The 12,080-nt window shown below is 61.8% G+C and carries 14 protein-coding genes; 7 read left to right on the forward strand and 7 right to left on the reverse strand.

Annotation, left to right across the window (positions count from 1 at the left end; translation table 11 throughout):
• Positions 1–9: 9 nt before the first annotated feature.
• The 3 genes from ACIPZH_RS13505 to ACIPZH_RS13515 all read right to left on the reverse strand — a co-directional run bounded on the left by ACIPZH_RS13505 (position 10) and on the right by ACIPZH_RS13515 (position 2,625).
• Positions 10–960 carry an ornithine cyclodeaminase family protein gene (locus ACIPZH_RS13505; RefSeq protein ID WP_400636446.1) on the reverse strand — a complete coding sequence of 317 codons (951 nt, stop codon included), beginning with the start codon at positions 958–960 and terminating at the stop codon, positions 10–12.
• Positions 957–1,934, reverse strand: a complete 978-nt coding sequence (locus tag ACIPZH_RS13510; RefSeq protein ID WP_400636447.1) for a threonine/serine dehydratase — start codon at positions 1,932–1,934, stop codon at positions 957–959. The genes ACIPZH_RS13505 and ACIPZH_RS13510 overlap by 4 nt, the downstream gene beginning before the upstream one ends.
• 73 nt (positions 1,935–2,007) lie before the next feature.
• Complete coding sequence (locus ACIPZH_RS13515) at positions 2,008–2,625, reverse strand: transcriptional regulator (protein WP_400636448.1); 618 nt, start codon at positions 2,623–2,625, stop codon at positions 2,008–2,010.
• Between the two features lie 276 nt (positions 2,626–2,901).
• Between ACIPZH_RS13515 and ACIPZH_RS13520 the strand changes: the two genes are divergently transcribed.
• Positions 2,902–3,879, forward strand: coding sequence for a DNA-binding protein (locus tag ACIPZH_RS13520; protein ID WP_400636450.1), 978 nt, complete (start codon positions 2,902–2,904; stop codon positions 3,877–3,879).
• Between the two features lie 66 nt (positions 3,880–3,945).
• Here the strand turns inward: ACIPZH_RS13520 and ACIPZH_RS13525 are convergent, their stop codons facing one another.
• Complete coding sequence (locus tag ACIPZH_RS13525) at positions 3,946–4,197, reverse strand: hypothetical protein (RefSeq protein ID WP_241803444.1); 252 nt, start codon at positions 4,195–4,197, stop codon at positions 3,946–3,948.
• A 13-nt stretch (positions 4,198–4,210) separates the two neighbouring features.
• Positions 4,211–4,711 carry a DUF4142 domain-containing protein gene (locus ACIPZH_RS13530; RefSeq protein WP_241803443.1) on the reverse strand — a complete coding sequence of 167 codons (501 nt, stop codon included), beginning with the start codon at positions 4,709–4,711 and terminating at the stop codon, positions 4,211–4,213.
• A gap of 182 nt (positions 4,712–4,893) precedes the next feature.
• Here ACIPZH_RS13530 and ACIPZH_RS13535 point away from each other — a divergent pair, with 182 nt between their 5' ends.
• The 3 genes from ACIPZH_RS13535 to ACIPZH_RS13545 are packed head-to-tail and all read left to right on the forward strand — an operon-like array spanning position 4,894 to position 7,538.
• Positions 4,894–5,136, forward strand: a complete 243-nt coding sequence (locus tag ACIPZH_RS13535; RefSeq protein ID WP_241803442.1) for a hypothetical protein — start codon at positions 4,894–4,896, stop codon at positions 5,134–5,136.
• The gene (gene xth / locus ACIPZH_RS13540) at positions 5,133–5,927 is read left to right on the forward strand and encodes an exodeoxyribonuclease III (protein WP_400636451.1); all 795 of its coding nucleotides are present in this window, start codon (positions 5,133–5,135) and stop codon (positions 5,925–5,927) included. Before ACIPZH_RS13535 ends, xth begins: the two co-directional genes overlap by 4 nt.
• 42 nt (positions 5,928–5,969) lie before the next feature.
• Entirely contained in the window at positions 5,970–7,538 is a 1,569-nt protein-coding gene (locus ACIPZH_RS13545) for a diguanylate cyclase (protein ID WP_400636453.1), read from the forward strand.
• Here ACIPZH_RS13545 and ACIPZH_RS13550 read toward each other — a convergent pair.
• A complete protein-coding gene (locus tag ACIPZH_RS13550) occupies positions 7,535–8,230 on the reverse strand; it encodes an MgtC/SapB family protein (RefSeq protein ID WP_400636454.1) in 696 nt (231 codons plus the stop codon). The two genes, ACIPZH_RS13545 and ACIPZH_RS13550, sit on opposite strands and share 4 nt — an antisense overlap.
• Positions 8,231–8,636: 406 nt before the next feature.
• Between ACIPZH_RS13550 and ACIPZH_RS13555 the strand changes: the two genes are divergently transcribed.
• Positions 8,637–9,104: a sterol desaturase family protein gene (locus ACIPZH_RS13555; protein ID WP_400636456.1), complete on the forward strand. Its 468-nt coding sequence runs from the start codon at positions 8,637–8,639 to the stop codon at positions 9,102–9,104.
• Between the two features lie 4 nt (positions 9,105–9,108).
• On the opposite strand, the gene ACIPZH_RS13560 is transcribed toward ACIPZH_RS13555, so the two are convergent.
• Positions 9,109–10,008 (reverse strand): bile acid:sodium symporter family protein, encoded by a 900-nt coding sequence (locus ACIPZH_RS13560; RefSeq protein ID WP_400636458.1) that lies wholly within the window; start codon positions 10,006–10,008, stop codon positions 9,109–9,111.
• Positions 10,009–10,200: 192 nt separating this feature from the next.
• On the opposite strand from ACIPZH_RS13560, the gene ACIPZH_RS13565 reads away from it, so the two are divergent.
• Together ACIPZH_RS13565 and ACIPZH_RS13570 are read left to right on the forward strand one after the other, a co-directional pair.
• The gene (locus ACIPZH_RS13565) at positions 10,201–11,082 is read left to right on the forward strand and encodes a Dyp-type peroxidase (RefSeq protein WP_241803436.1); all 882 of its coding nucleotides are present in this window, start codon (positions 10,201–10,203) and stop codon (positions 11,080–11,082) included.
• 86 nt (positions 11,083–11,168) lie between these two features.
• Positions 11,169–12,077, forward strand: a complete 909-nt coding sequence (locus ACIPZH_RS13570) for an aldo/keto reductase (protein ID WP_400636460.1) — start codon at positions 11,169–11,171, stop codon at positions 12,075–12,077.
• Positions 12,078–12,080 lie beyond the last annotated feature (3 nt).

Below are 12,080 nucleotides of genomic sequence, written 5' to 3' on the forward strand. Positions count from 1 at the left end.
CTGCGCCCGTCAACCTGCGGTGAGCGATGCCAACACGCAGCTTGCGATCTGGGCGTCCTGCACGGCCACCCCGGTCAGGTCGGCGAGCGTGATCTGGGCGTCATGCTCACGGCCGGTGGCGCGGCCCTCGAGTAGGGCACCAAGCTCGGCCAGTTGCTGTTCGCCGATCAGGCCGGCCTTCAGCGCATGGGAGACTTCGCCGTACTGGCTGCACTGGTAGAGGGAGTCGACGATGATACGGTCGGCACATGCCACCAGCGCAGGATCGAGCTCCTGCTTGCCCGGCGCATCGGCGCCAACGGCGGTGATATGGGTGCCAGGTTGCACCCATTCACGCTGCAGCAGTGGCTCGCGGGAAGGTGTCGTGCAGACGATCAGGTTGGCGGCGTGTGCAACCTCTGCAGCGTCACGGGTTACCCGCACTTCATAGCCCAGGGCTTCGGCAAAGGTTTTGTAGGCTGCCAGTTCCCCATCACTGCGCCCCCACACCACTACGCTGCGGCAGGACGTAACTGCATCCAGTTGCTGCAACTGCATGCGCGCCTGGGTGCCAGTGCCCAGAATACCGATCGCTCTCACATTTGCAGGTGCTAACAGGCGGGCGACGATACGCCCGGCCAGCGCGGTGCGGATGCAGGTCAGCCAGCCCTCATCCTGCAACAAGGCAAGAGGCTGCCCGGTACTGGCCGAGGCCACCAGCATCAGGCCATCATTGCTTGGCAGGCCCTTTGACGGATTGTCGTAAAAGCCAGTCGACAGTTTGACCGTGAACGTGTCGCTGCCCTCGATATAGGCAGCCTTGATGCAGCAGTCGCCATTGGCCTGCGCAAAAGTGAATGCCTGTACCGGTGGCACCTGGGCCTTGCCTTGGGAGAAGGCGATGAAACCGTGCTCCAGCCATTGCACTGCCTGCTCCACGTCGAGCCGGGAGGTGATCTGTTGCTTGCTGAAAATGTTCATCGTACGGCCTCGAGGAATTTATCCAGCACGATGTTGCGGCCGCAAATGACGACCGCGACGCGCTTGCCGCGGTATGACTTGGCCAGCTTCTGCATGCCTGCCACCGCGACACCGGCAGCACCCTCGATGATCCAGCGCTCATGTGCGGCCACATCACGCATCGCCGCCTTTATCTCTGCCTCGCTCACCAGCACGGTACGCGACAGCAGCGCCTGGCAGAGCGGGAAAGTCACGCAGCCTGGCTCGACCCCGCCGGCCGTACCGTCGGAGATCGTCTGCTGCTCTTGCATGTCGATGATTTCCCCGGCTTCCAACGAGCGCTGCAGGGTAGGGGCATTCGCTGGCCAGCAGCCAATGATGTCGATGCCTGGGTTGAGCGCTCGCAGTGCTGCGCCGATACCCGAAATCATCCCGCCGCCGCCCACTGCGACGAACACGGCGTCCAGGTCCGGTGCCTGTTCAAAGAGCTCCATTGCGATGGTGCCCTGGCCGGCGATCACTTCAAGGTCGTTGTAGGGCGAGACAAAAGGCTTGCCCTGCAGGGCTGCTTGACGCCCCGCTTCAAGCTCCACGCCCAAAGGGTCCAGATCCAGGCTGACCACTTCGGCACCGAGCGCGCGAATTGCACCCAGCTTGTAAGCAGACGCCGAAGTGGTGGTGTAGACGGTGACCGGCACCCCCATCACCTTGCCGGCAAGCGCGAGCGCTTGCCCATGATTGCCAGAGGAGGCCGTGATGACGCCCAGTGCGCGCTGCTCGGCGGGTAGCAGGCGAAGCTTGTTACTGGCACCGCGGAACTTGAACGAGCCTGTGTGTTGCAGGTGCTCGCATTTCAGATACACGCTGCATTCGGTCATCGCCGAAAGCCCGGCGCTGAAGTTGAGCGGGGTGACACTCACTTCAGGGCGAAGTGTCTGGTGTGCATCTGCGATCGCTTGATACAGGGAAGACAGGTTGGGGGCATCGACAGGCATTGTGGCTACCGTTCATATATGGACTGTGCGTCCACGATAGACCCAATATCCACGCTGCACAAGTGCTAGTCATTCATTCAGCGGGCTGGCCCCTCAGTTCTTTGAGGTACTTGTAAACGGTCGCCCGGCCCATGCTCAGTACATTGGCCACATAGTCCGCCCCGCTGCGCCCCTCGAATGCGCCTTCGGCATGCAGGGCCTCCACCAACGTGCGCTTGTCTTTCATCTTCAGCGTACGCAAGGACAAATTGCGCGCCTTGAGCCAAGCGTGCAGGAAGGTATTGATCCGTTCTTGCCAGTCATCCTTGAACAGCGCATCGGGCTGCGGTACCAGGCGGCTGACCTGGAAAAATGCATCCAGCGCTTCACGTGCCTGTTCCAGCACAGAGAAGTTCAGGTTGATGCAGAGCAGGTACTGGGCTTCACCGTCCTGGTTGTACAGCACGGTGGTAATGGAACGGATCTTTTGACCATCCCAGTTGAGCTTCTCGTAAGGGCCGAGCTTGGCCGCGTTGCGGAAGTCGCCCAACTCCAGGTCCAGTGCCGAGTCATCGCCAACCTTGCGCCTGGAAAAGTTGTTGGCGATGTGGACGACCGTCTGACTCTGTACCTCGTGGACGATCACTTCGGCGTGGGGGAAGAGCAGCAGCGCAATGCTATCGGCGATTGCCTTGTAGTTTTCGATGTTCATCTTGAGCCGGGGTAGGTGCTGATTGGGCGGGTAGCCATTTTGTCCATGGTGGACGCAAGCACGATTCAACTTCAAGGCATGGGCCAGAACTCTTTTCAGGGCCTTTCGTACTGCTTGTGCTACGCCAGGCGCTTCGAATCCCGCTCATACCGCCATCTCATGCGATAAGCCGTGATTATTGAACCTTAGAAATGGCTTGAGTTGTGGCCTCAGAACAGCCAAAATCAGTACGTAAATACATGGTACGTACCATGACACGAAATCGTAGGAGCAAACATGGCCCGGGGTGGTATCAACAAGGCGGTAGTGCAGCAGGCAAGGCAAGTGCTGATTGCCCGGGGCGAGTACCCCAGCATCGATGCTGTACGTATCGAACTGGGCAACACGGGCTCGAAGACCACCATTCACCGTTATCTCAAAGAGCTGGAAGGCCAGAAACCTGCGGCGCTTCAGGGCGCGCCAGCGCTGAGCGATACGCTGGCCAAGCTGGTGGCGCAGTTGGCCGAACAGCTGCAGGATGAGGCCGATGGGCGGATCGAGCAGATCGAAGCGGCTCACAACGAGCAAAAGGAGCAGTTGCAAGGGCAGCTAAAACTGGCGCAGGAGGCCTTGGCCGCAGCGCATCAGCAACAGCAGATCCAGGCGGCGGCGCTGGCCGCCGAGTCGGAGCGGCTCAGCGCCACCCAGAGCACGCTGCAAGCCGAGCAGTTGCGTGGGGCCAGCCTGAACCAGGCGCTAGGTGAACTGCAGCTGCGTTTAACCGACAAGGACGAACAGGTGCGCTCGCTGGAAGAAAAGCATCAGCATGCCAGGGATGCCTTGGAGCATTACCGCAGCGCCAGCCGCGAACAGCGTGACCAGGACCAGCGCCGCCACGAGGCACAGGTGCAACAGTTGCAGCTCGAACTGCGCCAGCTTCAACAAGGCATGATCGTCAAGCAGGATGAACTGACCCGCCTGCACCGCGACAACGAGCGCCTGCTTGGCGAGCATCGCCAGGCCAGCAGCGAGCGCAAGGCGCTGGATGAACTGCTGGAGCAGCGTGATACACAGATTCAGGGCTTGCGCACGATCCTGGCGCAAGCGCAGGGCGCCAGTGACGAGATGCGCAGGCAATTGCAGGCCCAAGGCCAAACCCTGGAAGAAAAACGTGGGCAATGTGTGGAGCAGGGCAGGCAGTTGCAGTTCCTGGAAGCTGAACTGCTCAGGCGCGACGAGGCGCTGAAGGCGCTGCGCGAGGGTGCCAGGCCGTGACGGGTACGTTGCGGGGGGCGGAAAGCCAGCCCCCGCTACGCACCATTGAAAGGCTGGAAGGGTGACTCAGCCTTCCACCCGCTTCGCCGCCTCGACACCCGCTGCCGAGAGCTTGATCGGATAGCTGACGCTGAACTGCTGGTTGCTGTCGACCGTTACGCTGCCATCGTGAATCAGCCCATGCTCCTGCAGCGTCTTGAGCGCATCGGCAACGGCATTTTCACCACGGTAATTATCCAGCACTTCCTTGCCCAAGCCCTGTGGGTGGGCGTGCAGCAGGCGCGTCAGGATTTCGCTGCGCAATGTATCGTTACTCATGTGTGTCCTCCGATCACTTGCCATGTTTGGCCTGAAGAGCCTTGGCCTCTTCCAGGTGCTTCTCGAGCGTTGGCAGGGTTTCGCTGGCGAAAGCCTTCAGCTCTGGTTTGTCAGACGAAGCGGCTTCTTTCTTGAACAACTCCACGGTTTTTTCGTGGGCATCGACCTGGTTGTTGACGTAGGACTTGTCGAACGACTCCTCGCGCCATTCAAGGATCATTTTCTTCACTTTGTCGGTCAGCGCCGCCTCATCGGGCACGCTGATGTCCAGCTTGCGGGCGATGTCGCCGAGCTTCTGGTTGGCCTTGGTGTGATCGGTGACCACATGCTGGGCGAAGGTCTTGATGTCAGGGTTCTGGCTCTTTTCCAGAGCCAGATTGCCGGTGACCACCTCGGCGATACCAGCCTCGGTAGCGGCATCGACGAAGTCATCGGAGGAAGCCGCCAGTGCCTGCAGCGACGCCATGCCCAGCACCAGCGACAAACCTGCGCGCTTGATGAACAGATTGCCCATGTTTCACTCCTTGCTATCGGTGGCGCGACCTCAGTGTCGCGTACGGTTGAGCCGGGGAAGTGGGCATAGGTTTAAATTTTTTTCAGGTTTTTGTCTGGGCGAGCCAGCACCGCGGCGCCACGGTTGAACGATACGCAGTGCTAGCGCTCACACATTCAAAGGTTGCCGCGAAGGAGCAGGGCATGAGCATAGAGCGCAGCATTCCCGAACTTGAGGCTTGGTACGCGCAATACGATGATGACAGTTACCGTCGCGAATCCCCGGATGCCTACCATCACGAATTACTGCGCACCGCCGAAGCGCTGCGTGATGACGGCGCCATCGACTGGGATGACTGGTTGGCCCTCAAGGCCCTGGCAGACGAGGCCCATGTGGGTGCGCTGCAGGCGGCGGTGCAGAGCCACGTGGATGACCCTGGCACATGAAGCCCTTGCGCATCGCCACCTTCAATATCAACGGCATCGGCAGCCGGCTACCGGCGCTGCTGGCATGGCTGGAGCGGGAAAAGCCAGATGTCGCCTGCCTTCAGGAGCTCAAGGCAGCTGACGCGAAGTTTCCCCGCGAGGCCCTGGAAGCTGCAGGCTATGGCTGCCTGTATAGGGGGCAGCCTTCGTGGAACGGGGTGGCCATCCTGGCGCGCGACAGCCAGCCGCTGGAGGTCCGGCGCGGCCTGCCAGGCATGGAGAATGACGACCAGAGCCGCTACCTGGAAGCCGCGGTACAGGGTGTGCTGATAGGTTGCCTGTACCTGCCAAATGGCAACCCGCAACCGGGGCCGAAGTTCGATTACAAACTGCGCTGGTTCCAATGCCTGGTCGAGCATGCGCGGGACTTGCTCAGGAGTGGCCACCCGACTGTTCTGGCCGGTGATTTCAACGTGGTGCCGACCGATTTCGATATCTACAACCCCAAATCCTGGCTCAAGGATGCCTTGCTCCAACCCGAGTCGCGCAATTGCTACCAGGCGTTGCTTGAGCAGGGCTGGACCGATGCCATTCGTCATCTGTACCCCGACGAGCGCATCTACACCTTCTGGGACTACTTCCGTAACCACTGGGCGCGCAACGCTGGCTTGCGTATCGATCACCTGTTGCTCAGCCCGGATATCGCCTCGCACCTCAAGGCCGGCGGCGTAGATGCGTGGGTGCGCAACGAGCCCAAGCCCAGCGACCATGCACCGGCATGGATCGAGTTGGGTGCGCGCAAACGGCAGTGATCTATAGTGACAGACGGCAAACGCGTCAAGGCAAGGACTTCCATGAGGGCGGGCGGAACACAGGACGAAGACGGGCTCTTGAGCGTACCCAGCGAGGTGCGCGCGGTGGCGCTGTTTCGCTTGGTTCTGTCGTTCATGGCGGTTGTGATGTTGACCTTCGTGTCGATCGAAGGGTGGCGGATCTGGCGCGATTACAAGCAAGCTTTCGTCAATGCCGAAAACACGGTCAGCAACCTGGCCAGGGCCACGGCGCAGCACGCCGAGGACGCCATTCGCCAAGTGGACGCGATTACCGCTGTGCTGGCAGAGCGCCTTGAAGGAGATGGCTTCGATCATCTCGATCGCCCACGCTTGCACGCGCTGTTGGCACAACAGAAAACCATCATGCCGCAACTGCACGGTTTGTTCGTGTACGGCCCGGATGGCACGTGGATCGTCACTGACCAGGCTTCCATCCCGGCAAAGGCCAACAATGCCGACCGTGACTACTTCGCTTACCACCAGACCCACACCGACCGTGCCGTGCATATAGGCTCGGTGGTACGTAGCCGTTCCACCGGTGACCTGATCATTCCAATCTCGCGCAGGCTGGAGAATCGCGATGGCAGCTTTGCCGGGGTGCTGCTCGGCACGATCAAGGTGGACTGGTTCGTGCGCTACTACGGTGATTTCAAGATCGACAAGCGGGGCGCTCTGGTGCTGGCCAAGCGGGACGGGACGATCCTGGTACGCCGGCCGTTTGTGGAGGACGTCGTCGGCCGCAGCCTGGCAAACAGCGAAGTCTTTCGCCACCACCTGCCTCATGCGAGCGAAGGGCTGGTAGAAGCGGTGGCGGTCGTTGACGGTACGCCCCGTCTGTACGCCTATCGCGCCTTGGCGCGATACCCGTTGGTGGTAGAGGCGGGTTTGTCGCGCGAGTCGATCATTGCGCCCTGGCGGCAAGACGTCATCAAGTCAGCCGTGATCCTGCTGCTGTTGCTGGTGGGGTTGAGTGGCTTCGGCTGGGTGGTATTGCGCCAGTTGCGTGAGCGAATCGCTATCGAAAGGGCGCTGTACCAGGCCCACCAGACCCTCAGGTCGCTGGCCCTGACCGACAGCCTGACGGGCCTGGGCAACCGCCGCAGGCTGGACGCGGTGCTTGATGCGGAAATCCGCCGGGCGCGGCGACTGGGGCAGGCTGTGGCGCTGGTGATGGTCGATCTGGATTTTTTCAAACTGTACAACGACCGCTATGGCCACCCTGCGGGGGATCAATGCTTGCGCCGCTTTGCCGACTTGCTGCAGCAGGTGTTGAAGCGCCCGGCGGACTTGGCGGTGCGCTATGGCGGGGAGGAGTTCACGCTTTTGCTCCCTGACACCGATGTACAGGGCGCCGAACAGGTCGTCGATGACATCCTGCAACTGTTGCGCCGCCTGATGATCGAGCATGCCGGCAGCCCGCTAGGCCGCGTATCTGCCAGTGCCGGCATCGCCGTAGGGCACCCGGCAGTGGATGCAAGCAGCCCCGAAAGCCTGATGTCTGCGGCTGACGGGGCGTTGTATCAGGCCAAACGCCAAGGGCGCGATGGCTATGTCGTTGCTGGCGGCATGGCGATGAATGCCGGTCATTAGGCCTGTAGCTGCCAGCATACCGAACTGACACCTTTCTCCAGGCTTACCCGGCTGACCAGGCGCTCCAGCTGCGCCGGTGCTTGTGGGTTACCGAGCAACTCTGCGCGCACCTCCAGCCGCGCGGGGGTGGGCAAGTCTTCGCTGTGCAGCGACTGCAGGCGCAGTTGCGGGTCGCTCAGGCTTTGCAGCATCAGGCTGCGTACCTGAATTTCATCTTCGGCACGGCACACCACTCGTACCTCGAAACGGTGTTCGGCCTCGCTGGCCGGCACCACGCCTTGGCCGTCCAGTCGTTGGGCGATGTCGCGCAGCAGTATGTTGGCACACAGCACCACCAGGCTACCCAGGGCCGCCTCCAGCAGCAGGCCGAGGCTGCACAGCACGCCGACAGCTGCCGTGCACCACAGGGTGGCGGCAGTGTTCAGCCCGCGCACCGTGAAACCGTCGCGCATGATCACACCGCCCCCCAGAAAGCCAATGCCCGAGACCACATAGGCGGCAACCCGAGACGCATCGGTAGGGGCCATGCCCGGCACCGCCTGGGTGATCAGCACGAAGAGGCAGGCACCCGTGCTGACCAGCGCATTGGTGCGCAGCCCGGTCAGGCGCTGGCGCAGCTGGCGCTCGGCACCGATCAGGGCACCGAGCAGCAGGGCGATGCTTACGCGCAGCAAAAATACTTTCCAATCCATAGCGAACCTCTTGCGCGGGCACATGCCCGCTCTAACGCCATCGCAAATGGCGTGGTTGAAAAACCAGGAATGCGCAGGACCACGAGAGGAGGAAGGAGGAGGGCTCAAGCCGTATAGGCTGAGAAATCCACCGTCTGGCCAATAGCGAGACAGTGGCAGGAAGCTGCCGGACTAGCTCGCCGTGTGGGCCTGTCGCAAGCGACTGGGGCTACTGTCCAATGCAGGACTCCTGTTCAGGGATGCGAAATTGCGGGGCGAACATACGCCGCAGTGTGTGTAGGGTCAAGGGCGATAACATGACAATGGCTTCATAAGGAAATGCCCTACAGCAAGCCACGGCCGAATGGAAAAACCCGCCGTTACTCGTTACCCTTGCGCCATTCTTTGGCATCCCCCGGACCGTTACATGCTGCTCAATTTCGTTGTGCTGATCGGCACGCTGGTGGCCATGGAAGGTGTCGGCACGCTGGCCCACAAGTACATCATGCATGGCTGGGGCTGGTGGCTGCACCGTTCGCACCATGAGCCCCATCTGGGCATGCTGGAGACCAACGACTTTTATCTGCTGGCCCTGGGCATCATCGCAGCAGTCTTGATGGCCCTGGGCAAGGCCGGCCATGCGCCCTTGCAGTGGGTGGGCGGCGGCGTGGCGGGTTACGGAATACTGTACGTGCTGGCCCACGACGGCTTCTTCCACCGGCACTGGCCTCGCAAGCCGCGACCGATCAACCGCTACCTCAAGCGCCTGGATCGTGCCCATCGCCTGCACCATGCGGTAAAGGGGCGCACAGGCAGTGTGTCGTTCGGCTTTTTCTACGCACCTCCCCTCAAGGTGCTCAAACGCCAGTTACGGGCCCGTCGCCGGCGCAACTGAGACGTCAATTCACCGTTTCGCCCTTGCCTTGGGCCTCCCCCGTGTGGTGCCCACGGCTCACCCACCAGCCAAACCCCGCCGCCGTGAAGAACATGATCAAGCTATAGAGCGCCGCCGGCACCGCCATGGTGGCGTTGTTGAGCAGCGATGGGCTCAAGGCGACGGCGATCGCCAGGGTGCCGTTATGGATGCCGATCTCCATGCCAATGGCTATGGCCTGGCGCTTGGGAATGCTCAACAGGCGCGGCACCCAGTAGCCCACGGCGAGGCTGATCACGTTGAACAGCAGTGCCGCCAGGCCGACCACCGGGGCGTAGGCAACCACGGTCTGCCAATCCTTGGCCAGGGCCAGCGCAATGGTGAAGACCAGGAACAGCGCCGCCACCAGTTTCATGGGTTTTTCCATGCGAGCGGCAAAGCCTGGCGCCCAGCGGCGGATCATCATGCCCAAGGCGACTGGCAGCAGAACGATGGCAAATACCTGCATGACCTTGGCAAATTGCAGCGGGATGGCCTGGTCCGACGCCATGAACCATATCAGTGACAGGTTGACCAGCAGCGGCATGGTCAGGATGGCGATCAGCGAGTTGACCGCCGTAAGGGTAATGTTCAGGGCCACGTCACCGTGAGCCAGGTGGCTGAACAGATTGGCGGTGGTGCCTCCTGGGGAGGCGGCCAGCAGCATCAGGCCCACGGCCAGGGCCGCTTCGAGCCCAAAACCGTTGGCAATCAGGAAACAGGCCAGCGGCAGCAATAGAATTTGGCAGGCCAGGCCGATGACCACCGGTTTGGGGTATTTCACCACGCGCGCGAAGTCGGCCACTGTCAGCGACAAACCAAGGCCTAGCATGATGATGCCCAGGGCCAAAGGCAGGAAGGCGGTAAGCAAGGGCGAAGCGGTCATGATGGCTACTCGGGCAAGGGATCAAGCCAGTCTAGGCCGGGCCTGATCGATAGCTAATTGCAATGGGCCAGCACTTGGTAACCTTTTGTTACTGAAGCGCCTGATGGGCTGATGGCAAAGGGACTGCACCTCTCGTTGCGACCGGCCGCTGCGCGCAGTAGCATTCGCGCTTTTACCAAGGATTCGCCTGTCATGCCGTTCCAGCAAGGGCTGCTTGCCACCCCGGTGCCTACCCAGGCCCGCCACTTGTTCTTCACCCTGCAAGCCCCCGAGGGTTTGCCTGCAGCACTGGATGCGCTGCTGCCGCATGTGGATGGCGAACGCCTGATCATGGGCGTAGGCGCCCCCTTGGCGAAGGCCTTGGGCCGTGAAGTGCCTGGGCTGCGCGCGTTCCCCCAACTGGATGCAGCGGTGGAGAACCCAAGCACCCAGCACGCCTTGTGGCTGTGGTTGCGCGGCGAAGAACGTGGTGACCTGCTGCTGCAGGCCCACGCGCTGGAGCAGGCCTTGGCACCGGCTCTGCGCCTGGCCGACAGCATCGACGGCTTCCTGCACCGTGGCGGCCACGACCTGACCGGTTATGCGGACGGTACCGAAAACCCGGTTGACCAGGACGCAGTCGACGCGGCCATCGTCGCGGGCGAGCAGCCGGGCCTGGCAGGCTCCAGTTTTGCGGTTTTCCAGTTGTGGAAGCATGATCTGGAGTACTTCAAGTCGCTGCCCCAGGCGGACCAGGACAACATCATCGGCCGGCGGCTGAGCGATAACGAGGAGCTGGACGATGCGCCGGAGTCGGCACACGTCAAGCGTACGGCCCAGGAAAGCTTCGCACCTGAAGCCTTCATGGTGCGGCGCTCGGTTTCCTGGGCCGACCACCGTGGCGCGGGCCTGGCCTTTGTCGCGCTGGGCCGAAGCTTCGATGCGTTCGAAGTGCAACTGCGGCGCATGAGCGGGCTGGAAGATGGCATCATCGACGGCCTGTACCGCTTCAGCCGCCCGCTGACGGGGGGTTACTACTGGTGCCCGCCGATCACCGACGCACACCTGGATCTGAGCCTGCTGCTGAAGGCTTGAGCAAATATCCAGAAACAGAATCATCTGCGAGGCCGGGGTAGAGCGGCTAGTCTTGGAAGTTTCCGACTTATGACGGGAGCTTTGCCATGTATGCACGTCGCGATGTCCTACGCGCCGGCGCGACTTTGGGGCTGCTGGCTGCCAGCCCTTGGTTACGCGCTGAGTCCCGCTCCGGGCTGCTGACCCGCAAGGTGCCGTCCACCGGCGAGGCCTTGCCGGTCATTGGCGCGGGGACCTCTGGCAGTTTCGAGGTCGAGGCCGGCTCGGCCGATTACCAGCGACTGAAGGCCGTACTGAAAGCGTTTTTCGAAGGCGGCGGCAAAGTCATCGACACATCGCCGAACTACGGCGGGGCAGACCGTATCCTTGGCCAGTTGCTGGAGGAGGGCGGCTGGCACCGGCAGTGCTTCATCGCCACCAAAATCGCCGCCGACAGCCGGGCCGACGCCGAAGCGCAATGGGCGGGCACCCTCAAAAGCCTGCGCACAGACAAGGTTGACCTGCTGCAGATCCACAACCTGCGCGACTGGAAGACTCAACTGCCCTATGCCCGCCAGCTCAAGCAGCAGGGCAAGACCCGCTACGTAGGCATTACGCATTACCTGAACAGCGGCCATGACGAAGTCGCCAGCATCGTGCGCTCCGAACCACTGGACTTCATCCAGATCAACTATTCGGTCAATGCGCCCAACGCTGCAGACGAACTGTTACCGCTGTGCCAGGACAAGGGCGTGGCAGTGCTTATCAACCGGGCGTTCGATGATGGTCGCCTGTTTGCCAAGGTCAAGGGCCAGCCACTGCCTGCCTGGGCTGCAGAAGCGGGCGTGAGCAGCTGGGCACAGATTTTCCTCAAGTTCGCCTTCAGCCACCCGGCGGTGACCACGGTCATCCCGGCAACTGGCCGCCCCGATCGCCAGCTCGACCAGCTCAAGGCCGGCCATGAGCCGTTGTTCACCCCCGCGCAGCAAAAAGCGCTGATCGAACAGTTTGCCTGACAA

It is taken from the genome of Pseudomonas sp. NPDC089758 (genome assembly GCF_044748705.1).
GTDB lineage: Bacteria > Pseudomonadota > Gammaproteobacteria > Pseudomonadales > Pseudomonadaceae > Aquipseudomonas > Aquipseudomonas putida_X.